This window comes from Microbacterium proteolyticum (assembly GCF_029639405.1).
Taxonomy (GTDB): Bacteria; Actinomycetota; Actinomycetes; order Actinomycetales; family Microbacteriaceae; genus Microbacterium.
This window is the reverse complement of sequence record NZ_CP121274.1, coordinates 2,694,757-2,717,483: the sequence shown is the minus strand read 5'-3', so window position 1 is coordinate 2,717,483 and position 22,727 is coordinate 2,694,757. Positions and strand designations below refer to the sequence as shown.

Annotated in this window: 21 protein-coding genes; 7 read left to right on the top strand and 14 right to left on the bottom strand. The window is 69.7% G+C overall.

Annotated elements, in window-relative coordinates; translation table 11 throughout:
• The first annotated feature begins 69 nt into the window (after positions 1 to 69).
• The 5 genes from P8R59_RS13635 to P8R59_RS13615 are packed head-to-tail and all read left to right on the top strand — an operon-like array spanning position 70 to position 6,503.
• Positions 70 to 1,401: a nucleotide sugar dehydrogenase gene (locus P8R59_RS13635; protein ID WP_278101505.1), complete on the top strand. Its 1,332-nt coding sequence runs from the start codon at positions 70 to 72 to the stop codon at positions 1,399 to 1,401.
• Positions 1,398 to 2,462, top strand: a complete 1,065-nt coding sequence (locus P8R59_RS13630; RefSeq protein ID WP_278101504.1) for an NAD-dependent epimerase/dehydratase family protein — start codon at positions 1,398 to 1,400, stop codon at positions 2,460 to 2,462. Before P8R59_RS13635 ends, P8R59_RS13630 begins: the two co-directional genes overlap by 4 nt.
• Positions 2,462 to 4,264, top strand: coding sequence for a glutamine--fructose-6-phosphate transaminase (isomerizing) (gene glmS / locus P8R59_RS13625; protein WP_278101503.1), 1,803 nt, complete (start codon positions 2,462 to 2,464; stop codon positions 4,262 to 4,264). Before P8R59_RS13630 ends, glmS begins: the two co-directional genes overlap by 1 nt.
• A 44-nt stretch (positions 4,265 to 4,308) precedes the next feature.
• Entirely contained in the window at positions 4,309 to 5,757 is a 1,449-nt protein-coding gene (locus P8R59_RS13620; protein WP_278101502.1) for a polysaccharide deacetylase family protein, read from the top strand.
• Positions 5,754 to 6,503 (top strand): hypothetical protein, encoded by a 750-nt coding sequence (locus P8R59_RS13615; protein WP_278101501.1) that lies wholly within the window; start codon positions 5,754 to 5,756, stop codon positions 6,501 to 6,503. The genes P8R59_RS13620 and P8R59_RS13615 overlap by 4 nt, the downstream gene beginning before the upstream one ends.
• Before the next feature lie 53 nt (positions 6,504 to 6,556).
• On the opposite strand, the gene P8R59_RS13610 is transcribed toward P8R59_RS13615, so the two are convergent.
• The 11 genes from P8R59_RS13610 to P8R59_RS13560 form a co-directional block, all read right to left on the bottom strand.
• A complete protein-coding gene (locus tag P8R59_RS13610; protein ID WP_063257886.1) occupies positions 6,557 to 6,910 on the bottom strand; it encodes an RNA polymerase-binding protein RbpA in 354 nt (117 codons plus the stop codon).
• A gap of 1 nt (position 6,911) precedes the next feature.
• A complete protein-coding gene (gene secG, locus P8R59_RS13605) occupies positions 6,912 to 7,160 on the bottom strand; it encodes a preprotein translocase subunit SecG (RefSeq protein WP_077049988.1) in 249 nt (82 codons plus the stop codon).
• A gap of 113 nt (positions 7,161 to 7,273) precedes the next feature.
• Positions 7,274 to 8,062 (bottom strand): triose-phosphate isomerase, encoded by a 789-nt coding sequence (gene tpiA, locus P8R59_RS13600; RefSeq protein WP_278101500.1) that lies wholly within the window; start codon positions 8,060 to 8,062, stop codon positions 7,274 to 7,276.
• Positions 8,053 to 9,267 (bottom strand): phosphoglycerate kinase, encoded by a 1,215-nt coding sequence (locus P8R59_RS13595; protein ID WP_278101499.1) that lies wholly within the window; start codon positions 9,265 to 9,267, stop codon positions 8,053 to 8,055. Before P8R59_RS13595 ends, tpiA begins: the two co-directional genes overlap by 10 nt.
• A gap of 6 nt (positions 9,268 to 9,273) precedes the next feature.
• A complete protein-coding gene (gene gap / locus P8R59_RS13590) occupies positions 9,274 to 10,284 on the bottom strand; it encodes a type I glyceraldehyde-3-phosphate dehydrogenase (RefSeq protein WP_278101498.1) in 1,011 nt (336 codons plus the stop codon).
• A 104-nt stretch (positions 10,285 to 10,388) separates the two neighbouring features.
• The gene (locus P8R59_RS13585) at positions 10,389 to 11,015 is read right to left on the bottom strand and encodes a superoxide dismutase (RefSeq protein WP_077049984.1); all 627 of its coding nucleotides are present in this window, start codon (positions 11,013 to 11,015) and stop codon (positions 10,389 to 10,391) included.
• A 172-nt stretch (positions 11,016 to 11,187) separates the two neighbouring features.
• Positions 11,188 to 12,165, bottom strand: a complete 978-nt coding sequence (gene whiA / locus P8R59_RS13580; RefSeq protein WP_278101497.1) for a DNA-binding protein WhiA — start codon at positions 12,163 to 12,165, stop codon at positions 11,188 to 11,190.
• Positions 12,166 to 12,249: 84 nt separating this feature from the next.
• On the bottom strand, positions 12,250 to 13,128 hold the full coding sequence (gene rapZ / locus P8R59_RS13575; protein ID WP_278101496.1) for an RNase adapter RapZ: 879 nt from the start codon (positions 13,126 to 13,128) through the stop codon (positions 12,250 to 12,252).
• A 27-nt stretch (positions 13,129 to 13,155) separates the two neighbouring features.
• Positions 13,156 to 15,099, bottom strand: coding sequence for an excinuclease ABC subunit UvrC (gene uvrC, locus P8R59_RS13570; protein WP_278101495.1), 1,944 nt, complete (start codon positions 15,097 to 15,099; stop codon positions 13,156 to 13,158).
• 3 nt (positions 15,100 to 15,102) lie between these two features.
• Complete coding sequence (uvrA, locus tag P8R59_RS13565; RefSeq protein WP_278101494.1) at positions 15,103 to 18,042, bottom strand: excinuclease ABC subunit UvrA; 2,940 nt, start codon at positions 18,040 to 18,042, stop codon at positions 15,103 to 15,105.
• Between the two features lie 147 nt (positions 18,043 to 18,189).
• On the bottom strand, positions 18,190 to 18,624 hold the full coding sequence (locus P8R59_RS13560; RefSeq protein WP_077049979.1) for a MarR family winged helix-turn-helix transcriptional regulator: 435 nt from the start codon (positions 18,622 to 18,624) through the stop codon (positions 18,190 to 18,192).
• A gap of 34 nt (positions 18,625 to 18,658) precedes the next feature.
• On the opposite strand from P8R59_RS13560, the gene P8R59_RS13555 reads away from it, so the two are divergent.
• On the top strand, positions 18,659 to 18,895 hold the full coding sequence (locus P8R59_RS13555) for a hypothetical protein (RefSeq protein ID WP_077049978.1): 237 nt from the start codon (positions 18,659 to 18,661) through the stop codon (positions 18,893 to 18,895).
• A 66-nt stretch (positions 18,896 to 18,961) separates the two neighbouring features.
• Here the strand turns inward: P8R59_RS13555 and P8R59_RS13550 are convergent, their stop codons facing one another.
• The 3 genes from P8R59_RS13550 to coaE form a co-directional block, all read right to left on the bottom strand.
• On the bottom strand, positions 18,962 to 19,384 hold the full coding sequence (locus P8R59_RS13550; RefSeq protein ID WP_278101493.1) for a VOC family protein: 423 nt from the start codon (positions 19,382 to 19,384) through the stop codon (positions 18,962 to 18,964).
• 34 nt (positions 19,385 to 19,418) lie between these two features.
• Entirely contained in the window at positions 19,419 to 21,488 is a 2,070-nt protein-coding gene (uvrB, locus tag P8R59_RS13545; RefSeq protein ID WP_278101492.1) for an excinuclease ABC subunit UvrB, read from the bottom strand.
• A gap of 144 nt (positions 21,489 to 21,632) precedes the next feature.
• Complete coding sequence (gene coaE / locus P8R59_RS13540) at positions 21,633 to 22,232, bottom strand: dephospho-CoA kinase (protein ID WP_278101491.1); 600 nt, start codon at positions 22,230 to 22,232, stop codon at positions 21,633 to 21,635.
• A 110-nt stretch (positions 22,233 to 22,342) separates the two neighbouring features.
• Here coaE and P8R59_RS13535 point away from each other — a divergent pair, with 110 nt between their 5' ends.
• Positions 22,343 to 22,720, top strand: coding sequence for a response regulator transcription factor (locus P8R59_RS13535; RefSeq protein ID WP_278101490.1), 378 nt, complete (start codon positions 22,343 to 22,345; stop codon positions 22,718 to 22,720).
• The last annotated feature ends 7 nt before the right edge of the window (positions 22,721 to 22,727 follow it).

Genomic DNA, 22,727 nt, shown 5'->3' with positions numbered 1-22,727 from the left:
TCACCCGAACGTCCCTTGCACGCGGCAGGTCGCCGCCTGTCGCGGGACCTCCCCCCTTGGAGGATGACGATGTCCACACTCGATGTCCGTGCGACCGCGCCGCTGTCGACGACCGCGACGGAGCCGGCTGCTCCCCCACCGTTCGACTTCGAGGTCGCGATCGTGGGACTCGGCTACGTGGGTCTGCCCACGGCTCTCGCCTACCGGGCGAGCGGCTCGCGGGTCCTGGCGCTGGATGCCTCGCCCCGGCGGCTGCGCACCATCGCCGCCCGCGGCGCCGACCTGATCGACTCCGACCGCGACCGCCTCGAAGCCGCCCTCCGCTCGCCGCGGGAGTTCCGCCTCACCAGCGACGTCTCGGAGCTCGCCCGGGCCGCCGCGATCGTCGTGTGCGTGCCGACCCCCGTCGACCACCAGCAGGTCCCCGATCTCGCCCCGCTGCGGGCCGCGTGCGCCACCGTCGTCGCCGCGGCTCGCCCCGGCCAGCTGATCATGCTGACCTCCACGACCTACGTCGGCTGCACCCACGACCTCGTCGAGCAGCCGCTCCGCGAGCGGGGGCTGGAGGTCGGCCGGGACGTCTTCGTCACCTTCAGCGCGGAGCGGATCGATCCCGGGAACGTCGGGTTCGCGCAGGAGGTGGTGCCCCGTGTCGTCGGCGGCGCCACGCCGCAGTGCCAGGAGGAGGGCGTGCGCCTCCTGTCGCGGTACGCCGCGCGCGTGCACCCCGTGTCGAGTCTGGCGACGGCCGAGATGACCAAGCTGCTCGAGAACACCTTCCGCGCGGTGAACATCGCGCTCGCCAACGAGTTCGCCGACATCTGCGGGGCGCTCGACGTCCCCGTCACCGAGGTGATCGAGGCCGCCAGCACCAAGCCGTACGGCTTCATGGCCTTCTATCCCGGGCCGGGGGTGGGCGGACACTGCATCCCGTGCGACCCGCACTACCTGCTGTGGCAGCTGAAGGCCCTCCACGTGGATGCCGGGGTGATCACCGAAGCGATGACCCGCATCGCCGCGCGACCCCGGCGCGTGGTCGACCGCGTCCGCGACGTCCTCGGTCGGGCCGGGAAGGGCACGCTCGGCGCCCGGGTGCTGATCGTCGGCGTCACGTACAAGCCCGACGTCGCCGACCTCCGCGAGTCCCCCGCGCTGGAGATCATCGACGGACTCATCGACGCCGGCGCGGAGGTGCAGTACGTGGACACCCACGCGCCGCACATCCATCTCGACTCCGGACGCGAACGGGATTCGCTCACCGACCCGGCGGCCTTCCACCCCGACGTCGTCCTCGTCCACACGCGCCACCACGACTCCGATCTGGACTGGCTCGACGGCGACGCCGTCGTCCTGGACGGCACGTATCGCAGCTCCGACATCGCCGGGCGGGTGCTGCTGTGAGCGGGGTCCCGATCTACCCGTCGGGCGACCGCACGGCGCACCGCACCCTCGTCACCGGTGGCGCCGGCTTCGTGGGCAGCCACCTCGTCGAGCATCTGCTGGCCGCCGGGGACGAGGTCACCGTCCTCGACGACCTCTCCACCGGGTCGGCGCGCAACCTGGCCGGGGTCGCCGACAACCCGCGCCTGCAGATGATCCACGGCTCGATCCTCAACACCAAGACGGTCGGCCAGGCCATGGAATCCTGCGACCGGGTGTTCCACCTCGCGGCCGCCGTCGGCGTGAAGCTCATCGTCGAGCAGCCGTTGCGCGGCCTGCGCATCAACATCCACGGCACCGAGAACGTCCTCACCGCGGCGATCGAGCGGCAGGCGTCGGTGCTCCTGGTGTCCACGAGCGAGGTCTACGGCAAGAACACCGCCGACCGCCTGCGGGAGGACTCCGACCGCATCCTCGGCGACCCCCTCCTCTCGCGGTGGACGTACGCCGGCGCGAAGGGCATCGACGAGGCGTTCGCGAAGGCCTACTGCGATCAGGAGGGCCTCGACGTCGCGATCGTCCGACTCTTCAACACCGTGGGCCCGCGGCAGACCGGTCGCTACGGGATGGTCTTCCCGAACCTCGTCGGCCAGGCGCTCAGGGGGCACCCGTTGACCGTGTTCGGCGACGGGCAGCAGACCCGATGCTTCTCGGCGGTGGAGGACGTCGTGCCCGCCATGGTGCGCATCGAACGCGACCCGCGCGCACGCGGGCAGGCGTACAACCTCGGCGGGGCTCGGGAGATCTCGATCCTGGACCTCGCCCACGAGATCGTCCGCACGCTCGACAGCCGGAGCGAGATCCAGCTCATCCCCTACGACCAGGCCTACGCCCCGGGGTTCGAGGACATGCGTCGCCGGGTTCCCGACAACACCAAGGCCAACGACCTGGTCGGCTACGAGCCGCAGACGTCGCTGACCACGACGATCCTCCGGGTCGCCGCCGACCTGCTCGCCCGCGAGCGCCTCGCCTCCGACGCCATGCCCCTCGCCGGCACGCGATCCTTCCGCGGGGTGCTCTGATGTGCGGCATCACCGCGTTCCGGGGCCCGTCCGCGGCGACACACGCGCGCGTGGCCCTCGCCCGACTGGAGTACCGCGGCTACGATTCCGCGGGCATCGCCGCACGCCGCCCCGACGGAACGGCGATGCACGTGCGCACCCTCGACGGCGTGGAGGCGCTCGCCGACGCCGTCGAGTCGGACACGGATGCCACCACCGCGGCGATCGGCCACACCCGGTGGGCCACCCACGGCGGTGTGAGCGAACGCAACGCGCACCCCCTCGAGGATTGCGGGGGCCGTCTGTTCGTGGTCCACAACGGCATCGTCGAGAACGCGGGTGCGCTGCGGGACCGCCTGCGGTCGGCCGGCCACCGTCTCGCGACCGACGTCGACACCGAGGTCATCGTCCATCTGCTCGAGGAGGCGGTGAGCGTCGGCATGGACCTCGGTGAGGCGCTCGCCGACACGGCGACCCATCTGGTGGGGTCGTGGGCCGTGGTCGCGTTGGACTCCCGGACGGGTGCGCTGGCCGGAACCGCCCACGGATCGCCACTGATCCTCGCGGACGGCGGCGACGGGGTGTATCTCGCGAGCGATGTCGGCGCGGTCGCGCCGTTCGTGTCCGCGTTCCGCGTGCTCGAAGACGACGACGTCGTCGACATCGACGCGGCCGGCGCGCACTGGCACCGTTCGGGCGGGAGCGACCGGCCGCGTGGGCTCTGGCCGGTTCCCGAGGTGGCGCTGCTGTCCCGCGGCGGCCGGCACGACGACCACATGGGCAATGAGATCGACGAGCAGCCGGTGGTCGCTCGACGCGTACTCGACGCCCTGGCCCCGAGCATCCGCGACGGCGCCCTGTGGAACCGTCTGGGGCTCCCCCCGGTGGAGGAGATCGACCGGGTGGCAGTCCTCGGCTGCGGCACGTCGCTGCACGCCGGACGAGCCCTCGCCGGGGTGTTCGCGCGGGTGGGACGCATCCCCACGCGCGCACTGACGGCGAGCGAGGCCGCGCACGAGGTGTGGGAGCCGCGGACGCTCGTGGTGGCGATGAGCCAATCCGGCGAGACCGCCGACGTGCTGCGTGCGCTGGACGGCCTGCCGTCCGGCCACGGCACGGTGCTGGCCCTCACCAACAACACCGCGTCGTCGCTGGCGCGTCGAGCGGACGCCGTCATCGATTGTCTCGCGGGGCCCGAGATCGGTGTCGCCGCGACGAAGACGTTCGTGGCGCAGGTGCTCACGGGCGCGTGCGTGGCCCTGTCGGGGCTGTCGGTGTCGGGGCGCGCGGATGCCGCCGTCCTCGACGCCGACCTGAGCGCGCTGGCCGCGACGCCCGACGCCCTCTCGGGCGCCCTGCACGCCTGGCGTGATCGAGCCGCGGATCTCGCCGCCGACCTGGTGACGGCCTCCGGGTTCCTGTTCCTCGGTCGCGGCGCGGGTCTCGTGTACGCCGCCGAGGGCGCGCTGAAGCTGAAGGAGCTCTCGTACCGCTGGGCGGAGCATCACGCCGCGGGCGAGCTGAAGCACGGCCCGTTGGCCCTGGTGGATGCCGGGACCCCGGTGTTCGTCGTCGACGACGGCGACCCGCGCCTGGACGTCGACATCGCCGAGGTCGAGGCCCGCGGTGGGCGGGTGATCCGCGTGGGCGAACGGGCCCTGCGGGTGGGGGGCCTCTCGCTCCAGCTGCCGCGCACCGGCCCGTCCTGGGGGCCGTTGGAGACGGTCGTGCCGTTGCAGCTGTTCTCCCGCGAGCTGGCTCTGCGTCTCCAGCGCAACGTCGACAAGCCCCGCAATCTCGCCAAGTCGGTGACCGTCGCATGACGACGCCCCCGGCTCGGCTTCCCCTCTCGAGAAAGGCCGCCCGCATGGTCCCCGCTCCCCCCACTCCGAGCCGACGACGGCGTCGCCTGCGCCTCGCGATCGCCGCCGTCGCCCTCGCGGCGATCCCTCTCGCCGGTCTCGTCGCCGTCGCGCCGTCCCCCGCTCAGGCGGCCACGCGCACGGTCGTGAGTCTCACGTTCGACGACGCCAACGCCAACCAGCTGAACGCTCTGCCGGCGCTGAAGGCGAACGGGATGAAGGCGACGTTCTACGTCCCGTCGGGCTTCATCGGCGCGGCCGGACACATGACCCGCGCCGACCTGACGAACCTCGCGAGCGCGGGGCACGAGATCGGCGGCCACACGGTGAACCACCCCGATCTCGCGCAGGTGAGCGTCGACGAGGCGAAGCGGCAGATCTGCACCGACCGGAAGAACCTGACGTCGTGGGGCTTCACGGTCCGCAGCTTCGCGTACCCGTTCGCCTCCAGCACCCCCGACGTCGAGAAGGCCGCGGCCGACTGCGGCTACAACAGCGCCCGGCTGCTGGGAGACATCCGCAGTCGCTTCGGGTGCCCGGACTGCGCGTACGCCGAATCCACCAAGCCCGCGGCTCCGTTCGCCCTGAAGGCGCTCGACCAGGTCGATGCGACCTGGACGCTCGACGATCTCAAACAGGGGGTCACCAACGCCGAGAAGAACGGCGGTGGCTGGGTGCAGTACACGTTCCACGACATCTGCGCCGACGCGTGCAGCGATCTCGCCATCACCCCGACCGTGTTCTCGCAGTTCGTCTCGTGGCTGAAGACGCGGCAGGCTGCCGGCACCGTCGTCAAGACGATCGGCAGCGTCATCGGCGGGGCGACCAAGCCGCTCGTCGACGGGCCGTCGGTGCCCGCCCCGACCGGTTCGACCAACGGCATCGTGAACCCCGGCATGGAGCAGGGGGCGCCGGACTGCTGGATGCGCGGCGGCTGGGGCACCAACACCCCCGCCTTCGAGACGGGATCGCCCGCGCACGGCGGCGCCATCTCGAGCGGGATCACCATGACCGGGTACGTCGACGGCGACGCGAAGCTGCTCCCGCAGTTCGATCTGGGCCAGTGCGCCCCGACGGTGACGCCGGGCCGCACGTATACGCTCCGCGAGTGGTACCGCGCCAGCGGCGTGACGCAGTTCGCCGTGTATCTGCGCTCCACGGCCGGGGCGTGGTCGTACTGGACCTCGAGCCCCTGGTACGCCTCGGCGACCGACTGGACCGAGGCCGACTGGACGACGCCGGCGATCCCGGACGGGTACAACGGGATCAGCTTCGCGCTGACGATCTTCGGGAACGGGACGCTGCGCACGGACGACCTCGCGCTCTACGACAGCGCCGGGGCCCCACCCCTCTCCCCGGTCGCCGGCGTCAGCCGTGTCGCCCCCGACACGACGACGCCGCCCGAGGGTCCGGTCGAGCTCTTCCAGCCCACCGAGAGCGACGTCACCGGATGACGCGCCGCACGGCGGCGGCGGGCGCCCTCGGGCTGCTCGTCGCCGCCGGCGTCGTGGCGTGCGCGCCCGCGACCGCGACCGCTCCGCTTCCCGACACCGGATACCCGTGGCACACCGACATCGTGGCGACGACCTTCTGGGTCGGCGAGGTGTTCGACCCGAGCGCGTCCGACGGCAGCCAGCGTCTGTCGACCTACGACTCGCGATGGCTGGCTTCGTACGGGGGCTGCGACGGGGTGTCCGAGGGCACGCAGTGCCGCACGGAACCTCGCACGGCGGAGAACGGGTACTTCCCGACGCGGATGACTCCCCTCGAGAACCCCTTCTACCTCGATCTGCCGTACGACGACGTCAACGACGACGTGGGTTTCGCCGAGCGCGGGAAGGTGATCCCGTGGGCTTCGGAGGCGCCGTACGCCGCCGGCGTCGCCGACCCGACGGTCAGCCTGATGAAGAACCGATGGGTGGTGCTGCGCAAGGGCGACCGGCTGTGCTACGGCCAGATCCAGGACGCCGGTCCCGGCGAGTATCGCGACGCCGCGTACGTCTTCGGCTCCGACGATCGTCGTCCCGACAACGCGCGGTTCAACGGCGCCGGTCTCGATGTCTCCCCCGCGCTCAACGGTTGCCTGGGTTTCCGCGAGCTCGACGGCGAAGACGACCGCGTCGACTGGGCGTTCGTCGACGAGGGCGACGTCCCGGACGGGCCGTGGACCAGGATCGTGACGACCAGCCCGGTCCGGTGACAACGGAAGAGACCGGATGCCGTCGGCATCCGGTCTCTTCCGTTGGGGAGGTCTTACTGGCCCCGGCGCTCGCGCAGCTGCTGCAGCGCGTCGTCGAGGAGCGACGCCGCTTCCTCGTCGGTACGGCGCTCCTTCACGTAGGCGAGGTGCGTCTTGTAGGGCTCGGTCTTGGCCAGGGCCGGCGGGTTGTTCTTGTCGCGGCCGGCGGGAAGACCGGAGTGCGGGGAGTCGATCGTCTCGGGGATCTCGTCGTCGGGGATGCCCGCCGCGAAATAGCGGACGGTCTCGTTGCCGAGGGCGTCCCAGTACGAGACTGCGACGCGATCGGCGTGGAAGCCGTGGTCCTGTTCTCCCATCGGGCCCGCGCCGACGCGCGTGCCGCGGATGGCGTTGCCGCCAGTGGCCATGTCAGAGCTCCGCGAACTTGGTGAGGAGACCGAGACCGACGATGGTGATGAACCACACCAGGGCCAGGACGATCGTGAATCGGTTGAGGTTGCGTTCGGCGAGGCCCGACGAGCCGAGAGCCGAGCTCATGCCGCCGCCGAACATATCGGAGAGGCCGCCTCCACGTCCCTTGTGGAGCAGGATGAGCAGGGTCAGCAGGAGGCTGGTCACGCCCAGGAACACCTGCAGGACGAACTCGAGAATCTGCACTGTCGAAAGCCTTTCGCGGCGGTCGGATCGGACCGCACAAGCGTCAAGTATACGGGGAGGCGGCCGGACACACGGGATGCCCGCGGCGCGAGGCCGCGGGCATCCCGAGTCGGTCAGACTCCGACGTGCTTCTGGTAGCGGATGATCGCCGCGAACTCGTCCACGACGAGGCTCGCACCGCCCACCAGCGCACCGTCGACGTCGGGCTCGCGCATGAAGCCGGCGATGTTGCCCGACTTCACCGAACCGCCGTAGAGGATGCGTGTGCGCGCTGCCGCGTCGGCACCGAGCTTGTCGGCGACGACGGCACGCAGCTTCGCCGCGACCTCCTGCGCCTGGTCGGGCGTGGCGGCCTGGCCGGAGCCGATGGCCCAGACCGGTTCGTACGCCACGACGATGTCGGCGTCGGATGCCACGCCCTCGAGCGCGACCTCGAGCTGACCCACGGGAACGGCGCTGGCGCCGAACTTCTCGAGGTCTTCGGAGGTCTCACCGACGCAGATGACCGGGACCAGGCCGTGGCGAAGCGCCGCCTGGGTCTTGGCCGCGATGATCTCGTCGGTCTCGTGGTGGAACTGCCGGCGCTCCGAGTGACCGATGATCACGTAGCGCGCGTCGAGCTTGGCGAGGAACTGGCCCGAGATCTCGCCCGTGTACGCGCCGGAGTCATGGGCCGAGAGGTCCTGACCGCCGAGGGCGAACTCGATCTTGTCGGCGTCGAGAAGCGTCTGCACGGTGCGCAGGTCGGTGAAGGGCGGGAAGACCGCCACCTCCACGCTGCCGCTCTCGTGCTTCGCGTCCTTCAGCGTCCAGTGCAGCTTCTGGACGAACGCGACCGCCTGCAGGTGGTCGAGATTCATCTTCCAGTTGCCCGCGATGAGGGGGGTGCGGTTCAGGACCATCCGAGGACCTCCAGTCCGGGGAGCTTCTTGCCTTCGAGGAACTCCAGGCTGGCCCCACCACCGGTGGAGATGTGGCCGAACTGGTCGTCCGTGAAGCCGAGCTGACGTACGGCGGCCGCCGAATCGCCACCGCCGACGACGCTGAGGCCGTCGACCTCGGTGAGCGCCTTCGCGACGGTCTTGGTGCCCGCGGCGAAGGCGGCCATCTCGAACACGCCCATAGGCCCGTTCCAGAAGACGGTGCGCGAATCGCGGATGGCCTCGGCGAACAGGTCCGCCGTGCGAGGACCGATGTCCAGGCCCAGACCCGAGGCGCCGAACGGGGTGTCCTCGAGCGCCACGGCATCCGCGACGACGTGCTCCGCGTCGGCCGAGAAGGACGCCGCGACGACGGCATCCACGGGGAGGACGATCTCGACGCCGCGCTCCTTCGCCGTGGCGAGGTAGCCCTTCACGGTGTCGATCTGGTCCTGCTCCAGAAGGCTCGAGCCGACCTTGTTGCCCTCGGCCGCCAGGAAGGTGAACATCATCCCGCCACCGACGAGGAGCTTGTCCACGCGCGGGAGCAGGTGCTCGATGACTCCGAGCTTGTCGCTGACCTTCGAGCCGCCGAGGACGACCGTGTAGGGCCGTTCGGGGTTCTCAGTCAGGCGGTCCAGGACCTCGAGCTCCTTCTGGATGAGCAGGCCGGCCGCCGACGGCACGATCTGCGCCAGGTCGTAGACGCTGGCCTGCTTGCGGTGTACCACACCGAAGCCGTCGGAGACGAGGGCGTCGCCGAGCTCGGCGAGCTGCCGCGCGAACTCCTGCCGCTCGGCCTCGTCCTTCGAGGTCTCCCCCGCGTTGAAGCGGAGGTTCTCGATGACCGCGACGTCGCCGTCCTCGAGCGAGGCGACGGCCTCGCGGGCGGACTCGCCGACCGTGTCGCGCGCGAACGCGACCGGCTGACCGAGGAGCTCGGACAGGCGCTGCGCGACCGGCTCGAGCGAGTACTTCGGGTCGGGCGACCCGTCGGGACGGCCCAGGTGCGAGCACACGACGACGCGGGCGCCGGCGTTGATCAGGGCGTTGAGAGTCGGCAGCGACGCGCGCACGCGGCCATCGTCCGTGATGACGCCGTCCTTCAGGGGGACGTTCAGGTCACAACGGACGATGACGCGCGTGCCGGCCAGCGACCCCAGCGTTTCGAGGGTGCGCAGAGCCATGGAGGGTCAGAGACGCTCGGCGACGTACTCGGTCAGGTCGACGAGACGGTTGGAGTAGCCCCACTCGTTGTCGTACCAGGACGAGACCTTGACGAGGTTGCCGGACACGTTGGTCAGCTCGGCGTCGAAGATCGACGAGTGCGGGTTGCCCTGGATGTCGCTGGAGACGATCGGGTCCTCGGTGTACTCGAGGATGCCGGCGAGGCGACCCTCGGCGGCGGCCTGCTTGTAGACCGCGTTGATCTGGTCGACGGTCAGGCCCTCGGTGGGGGTGACGATCGTGAGGTCGACGATCGAGCCGGTGGGAACCGGCACGCGGTACGAGGAGCCGCTGAGCTTGCCGTTCAGCTCGGGCAGGACCAGGCCGATGGCCTTGGCGGCACCGGTGGAGGCGGGCACGATGTTGATCGCGGCGCCGCGCGCACGACGGAGGTCGCCGTGCGGGCCGTCCTGCAGGTTCTGGTCGGCGGTGTACGCGTGTGCGGTCATCATGAAGCCGCGCTCGATGCCGAAGGCGTCGTTGAAGACCTTCGCCAGCGGGGCGAGGCAGTTCGTGGTGCACGACGCGTTCGAGATGATGACGTCGGTCTCGGGGTCGTACGTCTCTTCGTTGACGCCCATGACGATCGTGGCGTCGTCACCCGTGGCGGGAGCCGAGATGAGCACCTTCTTGGCACCACCGGCGACGTGCTTCTTGGCGTCCTCGGCCTTGGTGAAGCGGCCGGTCGACTCGATGACGATGTCGACACCCAGCTCGCCCCAGGGGAGGTTCGCGGGGTCGCGCTCTTCGAAGACCTTGATGGTCTTGTCGCCGACGGTGATGGAGTCTTCGGTGTACGAGACGTCCTCGGACAGCACGCCGCCGACGGAGTCGTACTTCAGCAGGTGCGCGAGCGTCTTGTTGTCGGTGAGGTCGTTCACCGCCACGATTTCCAGGTCAGCACCCTGCGCGAGAGCCGCGCGGAGGTAGTTGCGTCCGATACGGCCGAAGCCGTTGATTCCGATCTTGACGGTCACGGAATATCTCCTGAATCAGTTGTGCGCGAGAAGCGCGCGATTGCGGTGTTCGCTGGCGGACAACGGCGTCCCGACGGGGTGTCCCGTCGGGACGCCCACGCCGTTTACGACAGTACCAGCAGACCCGTGGTCTTCTCACGGGCGGCCGCGAAACGCTCCTGCGCATCGGCCCAGTTGGCGATGTTCCAGAACGCCTTCACGTAGTCCGCGCGGACGTTCTTGTAGTCGAGGTAGTACGCGTGCTCCCAGACGTCCAGGAGCAGCAGCGGGACGGTGCCCGCGACGATCTGGCCCTGCTGGTCGAAGAACTGCTGGATGATCAGGTTCTGACCGATCGAGTCCCAGAACAGGCCGGCCCAGCCCGAGCCCTGCACGCCGAGCGCCGCGGCGGTGAACTGGCCACGGAAGGCGTCGAACGAACCGAACTGGTCGTCGATCGCGGCCTCGAGGTCGCCGGTGGGCTTGTCGCCGCCGTTCGGCGAGAGGTTCGTCCAGAAGATCGAGTGATTCGTGTGACCGCCGAGGTTGAACGCGAGGTCCTTCTGCAGGCGGTTGATGTTCGCGAAATCGCCCTTCTCGCGCGCCTCGGCGAGGAGGTCGAGCGTGGTGTTCGCGCCGTTGACGTACGTCTGGTGGTGCTTGCTGTGGTGCAGCTCCATGATGGTCGCGCTGATGTGCGGCTCCAGCGCGGAGTAGTCGTAGGGCAGTTCGGGCAGCGTGTACTTCGCCATGTTCTCTACTTCCGAATCGGCGCTGCACCGAAGCCTCGGCGCAGCGAGGGTGACGTGTTCATCCTACTGAGCGGCAACGCACGGACCACGGGGTTGCTTCCCCGAATGACGAGGGATAACGAAAACGGATGCCATGGACCATGGCATCCGTTCGTGATCGGGCTCGTGCGGGCTAGTCGTCGGCGCCGACCGGCACCGCGGACTCGGTGCCGGGGATGCCCTCGGCCTCGGCCTTCTTGTCGGCCATCGCCAGGAGGCGGCGGATGCGGCCGGCGACGGCGTCCTTCGTCAGCGGCGGATCGGCGTGGTGGCCGAGCTCGTCGAGGCTCGCGTCGCGGTGCGCCAGGCGCAGCTCGCCGGCCTGCTGCAGGTGATCCGGCACCTCGTCGCCGAGGATCTCGAGCGCGCGCTCGACACGGGCGCACGCGGCCACCGCGGCCTGGGCGGAGCGGCGGAGGTTGGCGTCGTCGAAGTTGACCAGGCGGTTCACGCCCGCGCGCACCTCGCGGCGCTGGCGCATCTGGTCCCACTCCCCCGCGGTGCGGCGGGCTCCCATCTCGTACAGGGCTCCGCGGATCGCCTCGCCGTCGCGCACGACGACGCGCGGCACACCGCGCACCTCGCGGGCCTTCGCCGGGATGCCGATGCGGTGGCCGGCGCCGACGAGCGCCATGGCCGCCTCCGACGAGGGGCACAAGATCTCCAGGGCTGCGGAACGGCCCGGGTCGCTGAGCGAACCGCTCGCGAGGAACGCGCCGCGCCAGATGGCGCTCAGGTCGGGGCGCGACCCGGTGGTGAGCTTGTTGGGGAGGCCCCGCACCGGACGGCGACGCTGATCGAGGAGCCCGGTCTGGCGCGCGAGGGTCTCGCCGGCCTCGATGACGCGGACGGCGAAATGGCCGCCGGTGCGTCCCCCGGAGCCCTGCACGTGGTGCAGTTCGGGGCGCACGCCGTAGAGCTCCATGAGGTCGCGGGCGACGCGGCGGGCGAGGACGTCGGAGTCCAGCTCGGCCTCGACCGCCACGCGGTTCGCGATCGAGTGCAGGCCACCCGAGAAGCGCAGGATCGCCGTGAGCTCGGCGACGCGCGCCGTCGGACGCGGGTCGCGTACGGTGATCAGCTCGGCCTTCACGTCGGCGGTCAGCGGCACGGTTCTCCTCGGTTCAGGACGATGGGGCAACGCTCAGGACAGCACGGGGTGAGGCTATCGAAGCGGCGGGGACGAGGGTACAGCCTACTCGCGGCCGAGGTCGCGGTGAGTCACACGGACCGCGACGCCGGGCAGCTCGCCGAGGCGCGCGGCCAGTTCGCGGGCCATCACGACCGAGCGGTGCTTGCCGCCGGTGCAGCCGACCGCGACGACCGAATGCCGCTTGTTCTCGCGCTCGTACCCCGCGAGGACGGGCCGCAGCGCCGCCGCGTAGGCGTCGAGGAACTCCCGCGCGCCCTCCTGGCCGAGCACGTATTCCCGCACGGACGGATCCTCGCCGGTCAGCGGCCGCAGCTCCTCGTTCCAGAACGGGTTCGGGAGGAACCGCATGTCGGCGACGAGGTCGACATCGGTGGGCAGTCCGTATTTGAAGCCGAAGCTCATCAGTGTCACGGTGTGGCGGGCGGCCCCCTCTTCACCGAACAGCTCGACCGTCCGGATCGAGAGCTGATGCACGTTGTACGTCGAGGTGTCGATCACGACGTCGGCCGCTTCGCGCAACGGGGTCAACCGCTCGCGCTCGCGACGGATGCCGTCGAGGATCGTGCCGTCCGCCTGCAGCGGGTGCGGACGCCGCACGGCCTCGAACCGGCGTACGAGCACCGCGTCGGAGGCATCCAGGAAGACCACGCGGACCTGCCCGTCGGCCTGCAGCGAGCGCATGGCCTCGGGCAGGTCGCCGAACAGCGAACGCCCCCGGACGTCCACGACGACCGCCACCTTCGGCACCGCTCCGCCCGCGCGCTCGGTGAGATCGAGGAGCGGACGCAGCATCCGCGGCGGGAGATTGTCGACGACGTACCAGTCGAGATCCTCCAGGGCGTTGGCGACCGTGGAACGACCGGCCCCCGACATCCCGGTGACGATGAGCACCTCGCCGGGCGCACCCCGTGCCGCCTGCATGATTCGCCCTTTCGTCGGGGTTCCAGCCTACCGAGCCAAGCGGGTGTGAATGGCCTCGGCCAGGGTCGGACCGATGCCGGGCAGCTCCATGATCTCGTCGGGCGAGGCGTTCTTCAGCGCCGTCACCGAACCGAAGTGCCGGAGCAGAGCCTTGATGCGGGCATCTCCCAGCCCCGGAACCTCCGACAGCACGCTCGAGATGTCGCGCTTGCGCCGCTTGCGCTGATGCGTGATCGCGAACCGGTGGGCTTCGTCGCGGAGCCGCTGCAGCAGGTACAGCGCCTCCGACGTGCGCGGAAGGATGACCGGGTAGTCCTCTCCCGGCAGCCACACCTCCTCGAGCCGCTTGGCGATGCCGCACAGGGCGATCTCCTCATGACCGGCATCCGCCAGTGCGCGCGCGGCGGCCGCGACCTGCGGCTGACCGCCGTCGACGACGAGCAGCTGCGGGCGGTAGGCGAAACGCGGGCGCTTGCGCGTGGTCACGACCTCGCCGTCGGCCGTCGCCTCCGGGCTCTCGGCATCCGCGACGATCGCGCCGCCCAGGGTCTCGCGTTCGTCGTCCTCGGGCCTGTCGAGGTAGGCCAGCCGGCGCGTGAGCACCTGGTACATCGAGTCGGTGTCGTCGGTGGTCTCGGCGACGCCGAACGAGCGGTACTGGTCCTTGCGCGGCAGCCCGTCCTCGAAGACCACCATGGATGCCACGACGTTGGTACCCGAGAGATGCGAGACGTCGTAGCACTCGATGCGCAGGGGCGCCTCCGCGAGTCCGAGGGCCTCCTGCAGGTCGGTGAGGGCTTGCGAGCGCGCGACGTAGTCACTGGTGCGGCGCGTCTTGTGGAGCATGAGCGCCTGCTGCGCGTTGAGCGTCGCGGTCTTCAGCAGGTCGGCCTTCGACCCTCGCTGCGCGACCTGCAGCGACACCGGCCGCCCCCGCCGGTCGCGCAGCCACGCCTCGAGTTGGTCGGCGTCGTCGGGCAGCTCGGGCACCAGTACCTGCCGGGGGATGTCGGCGGGCGCCGCGTCTCCGTACGTGCGCTGCAGCACCTGGTCGACCAGATCCGCGCCGGAGATGTCGATCTCCTTCTCGATCGTGGTCGCCCGCACCCCTCGGACACGACCCCCGCGCACGACGAAGTGCTGCACGGTCGCCGCGAGCTCGTCCTCGGCGATGCCGAACAGGTCGGCGTCCGTGTCGGCCGGCAGGACCAGGGCGCTCTTGCCGAGGACGGCGTCGATGGCCTGCAGCCTGTCGCGGTAGCGGGCCGCCGCCTCGTAGTCCATGGCGGCCGAGGCCTCCATCATGCGAGCCGTGAGCGCCTTGGTGAACCTCTGATCGCCGCCCGACATGAACGCGACGAAATCGTCGACGATCGCGCGGTGCTCCTCGATCGTGACCTTCATCGAGCACGGCCCGCCGCAGCGGCCGATCTGCCCCGGGAAGCACGGTCGACCCGACTGCATCGCCTTCTTGTACGACGCGTCGCTGCACGTGCGGATCGGGAAGACCTTGATCATGAGGTCGATCGTGTCGTGCACCGCCCAGACCTTCGGGTAGGGCCCGAAGTACTTGGCCCCGCGGATCTTGGGGTTGCGCGTGACGATCACGCGGGGGGCTTCGTCGGCGAGGGTGATCGCCATGAACGGGTACGACTTGTCGTCGCGGTAGCGGACGTTGAACGGCGGATCGAACTCCTTGATCCACATGTACTCGAGCTGCAGCGAGTCGACGTCGCTGGGGACGACGGTCCACTCGACCGAGGCCGCGGTCGTCACCATCCGGCGGGTGCGCTCGTGCAGCGAGTACAGCGGCGCGAAGTAGTTCGACAGCCGCGCGCGAAGGTTCTTGGCCTTGCCGACGTAGAGCACCCGCCCTTCGGCATCCCGGAAGCGGTAGACCCCCGGATTGGTGGGGATCTCCCCCGCCTTGGGACGATAGGGCAGGTGCGACACCCGCTCTCGGGATGCCACGGCTCAGGCTCCCGCGCGGGCCAGTTCCGGCTCGCGCTCGGCGGTGTTGCGCTGCGTGCCGGTGCGACCGGTCTCGAGGAGTTCCGCGAGGAAGGCTCCCGTGTGGCTCCCCGACACCGCCGCGACCTGCTCGGGCGTTCCGGTCGCGACGATCGTTCCGCCACCGGCACCGCCCTCGGGGCCGAGGTCGATGACCCAGTCCGAGCTCTTGATGACGTCGAGGTTGTGCTCGATGACGATCACGGTGTTGCCCTTGTCGACCAGGCCGTTGAGCACCTTCAGCAGCAGCGAGACGTCCTCGAAGTGCAGACCCGTCGTCGGCTCGTCGAGCACGTAGATCGAACGGCCGTTGCTGCGCCGCTGGAGCTCGGTCGCGAGCTTGACGCGCTGCGCCTCGCCACCCGACAGCGTCGTCGCCGACTGGCCCAGACGCACGTACCCCAGCCCCACGTCCACGAGCGTCTTGAGGTACCGGTGGATCGCCTGGATCGGCTCGAAGAACTCCGCCGCCTCCGAGATCGGCATCTCGAGCACCTCGGCGATGTTCTTGCCCTTGTAGTGCACCGACAGCGTGTCGCGGTTGTACCGCTTGCCGTGGCAAACCTCGCAGTCGACGTAGACGTCGGGGAGGAAGTTCATCTCGATCTTGAGCGTGCCGTCACCCGAGCACGCCTCGCAGCGGCCGCCCTTGACGTTGAAGCTGAAGCGCCCGGCCTGGTAGCCGCGCACCTTGGCCTCGGGCGTCTCGCTGAACAGCGTCCGGATGCGGTCGAACACGCCGGTGTAGGTCGCCGGGTTCGAGCGCGGCGTGCGGCCGATCGGGGCCTGGTCGACGTGCACGACCTTGTCGAGGTTGTCGAGACCCGTGACGCGCGTGTGCTTGCCCGGCACGCGGCGTGCGCCGTTGAGCTTGGACGCGAGGACTTCGTACAGGATGCCGTTGACCAGCGTCGACTTCCCCGAACCGCTGACGCCCGTCACGGCCGTCAGCACCCCCAGCGGGAAGTCGACGGTCACGTTCTGCAGGTTGTTCTCGCGCGCGCCGACGACGGTGACCTGACGCTTCTTGTCGATCTTGCGCCGCTTCTTCGGCGCTTCGATCGACCGCCGACCCGAGAGGTACGCGCCGGTCAGCGACCGGTCGTCGTCGAGGAGCTGGGCGAGCGGACCGGAGTGCACCACGTTGCCGCCGTCGACGCCCGCGCGGGGTCCGATGTCGACGACCCAGTCGGCCGCGTGGATGGTCTCTTCGTCGTGCTCGACCACGATGAGGGTGTTGCCGAGGTCGCGAAGGGTCTCGAGGGTCTGGATCAGACGGCGGTTGTCGCGCTGGTGCAGACCGATCGACGGCTCGTCCAGCACGTACAGCACGCCGGTCAGGCCGGACCCGATCTGCGTCGCGAGACGGATGCGCTGCGCCTCGCCGCCCGAGAGCGTGCCGGCGGCGCGGCCGAGGCTGAGGTAGTTGAGCCCGACCTGCAGCAGGAAGTCCAAGCGCGCGCGGATCTCGCGCAGGACGGCCGCGGCGATGGTCGCCTCGCGGTCGGTGAGCGTGAGCTTCGTGAAGAACTCGCGGGCGTCCGCGAGGCTCAGTCGAGACGCCGCGGCGATCGAGGTTCCGTCGACGAGGACGGCCAGCACCTCGGGCTTGAGCCGGTCGCCGTCGCACACGGCGCACGGCACCTCGCGCAGGTACTCCGACCAGCGCTGGCGTTGCGCGTCGGATTCGGCCTGGAGGTACTGACGCTCGATGTAGGGCACGACGCCCTCGAAACCGGAGGAGTACCGCATCTCGCGCCCGTAGCGGTTCTTCCACTTGACGGTGACCTTGTAGTTCTCACCGCGGAGCACCGCGTCCTGGACGTCCTTCGAGAGGTCGCGCCACGGCGTGTCGAGCGAGAAGTCCAGGTCGCGCGCAAGACCTTCGAGCAGCCGCTCGTAGTACTGGAAGAGGCCCTTGCCCTGCGTCGTCCACGGCAGGATCGCCCCGTCGCGGATCGAGAGTTCTTCGTCGCCGAGCATGAGGTCGACATCGACCGACATGCGGGTACCGAGGCCCGAGCACACCGGGCAGGCGCCGAACGGTGCGTTGAACGAGAAGGTCCGCGGCTCGATCTCGGTCAGCTGCAGCGGGTGTCCGTTGGGGCACGCGAGCTTCTCGGAGAACGACTGCCAGGCGGCATCCCCCTCTTCGTCGACGAAGTTCACCTGCATGATGCCGCCGGCGAGTCCGAGGGCCGTCTCCACGGAGTCGGTGACGCGGCTGAGGATGTCGCCCGAGGCCACGAGACGGTCGACCACCACGGCGATGTCGTGTTTGTAGCTCTTCTTCAGCGTCGGCGGCTCGGCGAGCTGCACCAGCTCACCGTCGACGACGGCGCGCGCGTACCCCTTCGCACTGAGCTCTTTGAAGAGGTCGACGAACTCGCCCTTCTTCTGGGTCACCACGGGCGCGACGATCTGATAGCGGGTCCGCTCGGGCAGCTCCATGAGCTGGTCGGCGATCTGCTGCACCGTCTGACGCTGGATGGGGGCGCCGCAGTCGGGGCAGTGCGGCACGCCGATACGCGCCCAGAGCAGACGCATGTAGTCGTGGATCTCGGTGATCGTGCCCACGGTCGAGCGGGGGTTGCGGTTGGTCGACTTCTGGTCGATCGAGACCGCGGGGCTCAAGCCCTCGATGAAATCGACGTCCGGACGGTCGACCTGGCCCAGGAACTGGCGCGCGTACGCGCTCAGAGATTCGACGTAGCGGCGCTGGCCCTCGGCGAAGATCGTGTCGAACGCCAGGCTCGACTTCCCCGACCCCGAGAGGCCGGTGAAGACCACGAGCGAATCACGCGGAATGTCGAGGTCGACGTTCTTCAGGTTGTGGACGCGGGCGCCGCGAACACTGAGCTTTCCGCTGGTGTTTCCGGGAGACGAGACAGGAACGATGGGCACTCGTCAAGTCTAGGTTCCCCCTCCGACATCGGTCCCGGGTTCGCCTCCGGCGCACATCTGTGCGAGGGTGCGGGTCCGCGTCACGCGGGCCCCGGCTTCCTCGCGGTCGCGCCCTCGCCCGCTCGAGCCGGATCTGGATGCGGGGACTCAGCCGTTCGGGTCGAATCTCCCCGCGAACGGTGCGAGGCCGTCGCGCAGTGCGATGAGCGCCCGCTCGTCGATGCCGACGCGCTCCATGATGCGCGCGGGCACCTCGATCGCCCGTTCGCGCAGCGCGCGACCGTCGGCGGTGAGGTCGATGTCGAGGACCCGCTCGTCGTCGACGCGCCGCGTGCGCCTCACCCGCCCCTGCGCTTCGAGTCGCTTGACCAGGGGCGAGAGGGTGGCGGGCTCCATCGCGAGCTCGCCGGCGAGGGCGCTCAGCGACCGGGGCGCCTGCTCCCACAACGCCAGCATCACGAGGTACTGCGGATGAGTGAGCCCCAGCGGTTCGAGAACGGGACGGTAGATCGACACCACGTTGCGCGCGGCGGTGACGAGCGCGAAGCACACCTGATTCTCCAAGCGCAGCGGATCGTCCACGCACCCTCCTCAAATACTTAGTACACTAATGATCATGGCACAAAAGGATGCCGACCGGCCCCCGCTGCGCGAACGCGTGCGGGCCGCCGGCGGGTGGTACCAGTACATCAACACACGCCTGATCCGCGTCGCCGGACCCGCCTCGGTCGGCCCGTACGAGACGACGCCCGAACCGGTGCGCACCGGACGCCCGTGCCCCCTGTGCGGTCATCCGATGTCCGAGCACAGCGTCGACCGGTCGGGCGTGAAGCCACTCCTGCACTGCCCGTGACGGCTGCACTGCCCGTGACGGCTGCGCGGCCGTGGGGCCGCGTTCGTCACCGGGCTCGATGTCGCGTCACGGCAGCCGCGGTCCTCCATCGGAATCGAGCGGCCACCCCGGGTTGACCGCGATCTCCCACGGATGACCGTCCGGATCGACGAAGACGCCCGAGTAACCGCCCCACTCCGTCGGGGCGCCCGGCCGGCCGAGCGTCGCACCGGCAGCCACGGCCTCCGTCAGGACGGCATCCACCTCGTCGGGCTCGCGCACGTTGTGGGCCAGGGTCACGCCGCCCCATCCGCGCCCGTCGGTCACGGTCGAGTCGGCCGCGAGCTTCTCCCGCGACCACAACCCGAGGACCATGCCCCCCAGATCGAAGAAGGCGACCTCCCCTTCGACCGAACTCGGCGACCGTCGCCAGCCGAGGCGCTCGTAGAAGGCGACCGATCGTCGAAGATCGGCGACGCCGAGGGTGATCAACGAGATCCTCTGCTCCATGATCGCGTCCCGTCGCTCCCCCGCCGTCGGCCGCTCAGGCGTGGCCGGCGCGCTCCATCGCGCGGAGCTCCTTCTTCAGGTCCTGCACCTCATCGCGCAGGCGTCCCGCGAGCTCGAACTTGAGCTCGCCCGCCGCCGCCAGCATCTGCTGGGTGAGGTCGGCGATCGTCGACTCCAACTGATCGGCACCTTCGGCGGCGATCCCGGTGCGGCGCAGCTGCGGTGTCGGCGACTTGCCCTTCCCCGCTTTGTCGTTGCGGGACAGCAGGCTCCGGGTGTCGGAGGCCTCTCTCGCAAGCACCTCGGTGATGTCGGCGATCTTCTTCCGCAGCGGCTGCGGGTCGATGCCGTTCGCCGTGTTGTAGGCGATCTGCTTCTCCCGGCGTCGCTCGGTCTCCTCGATGGCGTTCCGCATCGAGTCGGTCATCTTGTCGGCGTACATGTGCACCTCGCCCGACACGTTGCGGGCGGCGCGACCGATCGTCTGGATGAGGGAGGTCCCGCTGCGCAGGAACCCTTCCTTGTCGGCATCCAGGATCGCGACGAGAGACACCTCGGGCAGGTCGAGACCCTCGCGCAGCAGGTTGATGCCGACGAGGACGTCGTACACGCCGGCCCGGAGTTCCGTGAGCAGTTCCACGCGTCGAAGGGTGTCGACGTCGGAGTGCAGGTACCGCACGCGCACACCGTGCTCCCCCAGGAAGTCGGTGAGCTCCTCCGCCATCTTCTTGGTCAGTGTCGTCACCAGGACGCGCTCGTCGCGTTCGACGCGCAGACGGATCTGCTCGAGCAGGTCGTCGATCTGTCCCTTCGAGGGCTTCACGACGATCTCGGGGTCGACGAGGCCGGTCGGGCGGATGATCTGCTCGACCACGCCGTCGGCGATGCCCATCTCGTAGCGCCCGGGCGTCGCCGACAGGTACACCGTCTGCCCGATCCGGTTCTTGAACTCGTCCCAGCGCAGCGGGCGGTTGTCCATCGCGCTCGGCAGACGGAAGCCGTGCTCGACGAGCGTGCGCTTGCGGGACGCGTCGCCCTCGTACATCGCCCCGATCTGCGGGACGGTCACGTGCGACTCGTCGATGACGAGCAGGAAGTCGTCGGGGAAGAAGTCCAGCAGCGTGTGCGGCGGATCTCCCGGATTGCGGCCGTCGAGGTGCCGCGAGTAGTTCTCGATGCCCGAGCAGAAGCCCAGCTGCTGCAGCATCTCGAGGTCGAACGTGGTGCGCATCCGCAGCCGCTGCGCCTCGAGGAGCTTGCTCTGCGACTCGAGTTCCTTGAGCCGTTCGGCCAGCTCGTGCTCGATGGTGCCGATCGCGCGCTGCACGGTGTCGGTCCCGGCGACGTAGTGCGAGGCGGGGAAGATCGGCACGGAATCCATCTTCTGGACCACGTCTCCCGTCAGCGGATGCAGCATGTACAGCGCCTCGATCTCGTCACCGAACATCTCGATGCGGATCGCGTACTCCTCGTACACCGGGATGATCTCGATCGTGTCGCCGCGGACGCGGAAGTTGCCGCGCGAGAAATCGACGTCGTTGCGGTTGTACTGCATCGCGATGAACTTGCGGATCAGGGCGTCGCGGTCGTACCGCTCCCCCACCTGCAGCGCGACCATGGCCCGCAGGTACTCCTCGGGCGCGCCGAGGCCGTAGATGCAGGACACCGTGGACACCACGACGACGTCGCGACGCGACAGCAGGGAGTTCGTCGTCGAGTGGCGAAGACGCTCGACCTCGGCGTTGATCGAGGAGTCCTTCTCGATGAACGTATCGGTCTGCGGGACGTACGCCTCCGGCTGGTAGTAGTCGTAGTACGAGACGAAGTACTCGACGGCGTTATTGGGCATGAGTTCGCGGAACTCGTTGGCCAGCTGGGCCGCGAGCGTCTTGTTGTGGGCCAGGACGAGCGTCGGGCGCTGGACGGCTTCGACGAGCCAGGCGGTCGTCGCCGACTTTCCGGTACCGGTGGCGCCGAGCAGCACGACGTCGGTCTCGCCGGCGTTGATCCGCGCGGCCAGGTCGGCGATCGCCTGCGGCTGATCACCGGACGGGGAGTACTCGCTGATGACCTCGAAGGGGCGGACGGAACGCGTGGCCTGCATGATTCCAGCGTAGGCGGGGCCTCCGACATCGGGGCCGGCGTGCTGTTCGCCATGCGCGAGCGGGGTGCTCGACGGACCGACGCCCGGCGACGCGTTCGTCGACTCTCCGAGGGGATCGCCGCCCGGGAGCGGGACCGTGGCGGCTCAGTCCCGCGAGACGCGGTCCCACAGCTCGTCGACCTGGCGTCGCGTGGCATCCATGTCGCCGGCCGTGTCGATCACGACGTCCGCGAGCGCCAATCGTTCGTCGTCACCGGCCTGGGCGGCGACCCGGGCGCGGGCCTCCGCCTCGGAGAGGCCGCGATGATCGACGAGCCGCCGCACGCGCAGCTCGGCCGGAGCGTGGGCCACGACGACGAGGTCCCATTCGCCGGTCCCGCGGGATTCCGCGAGGAGCGGGACGTCGTAGACGACCAGGGCGCCGGGATCGGCGGAGAGCGCCGCGCGGAATCGCCGCTGCGACTCCTCCCGCACCGCGGGGTGCACCAGCGCATTCAGCGCGGCGAGCCGCTCGGGATGACCGAAGACGCGTGCTCCCAGCGCGGGCCGGTCGAGCGATCCGTCGGGCCGCAGCACCTCGGGTCCGAACTCCGCGGCGATCGCGGCGAGCACCGGCGAACCGGGCGCCTGCACCTCGCGGACGATCGCATCCGCATCCACGATCACCGCGCCCTTCTCGGCGAGAATCCGGGAGATCGTGGACTTTCCGGACGCGATTCCGCCGGTCAGCGCGAGGAGGGTCACCCCTCGAGGATGCCACAGCCGCCACGCCCGGGTCCGGTGCCATCCGGGGTGGTCTACCATTCGATCAAGGCCGCATCCGCGCCCTCCGACCGGTTGGCGAGAGTGTCATCATGCCGAATCCGAACGTCGTGGTCGTCATCGAGGACGACGTCGACATCCGATCGCTGCTCACGGCGACCCTCGAACCGGTGGGCTTCGTCGTGCACACCGCCGTCGACGGTCTCACCGGCATCGAGACGGTCCGACGCACCGACCCCGCGGTCACCACGCTGGACGTCAGCATGCCCGGACTCGACGGTTTCGAGACGGCTCGGCGCATCCGGGAGTTCAGCACGACGCGCATCCTGATGGTGAGCGCCCGAGTGGATGCCACGGAAGAACGGCTCGCGCGTGAGGCCGGCGCCGACGACTACCTCACGAAGCCGTTCCGTCCTCGTGAGCTCCGCGCCCGTGTGCACGCCCTCGTGGCCGCGGACGACGAGGACTGATCGCCCC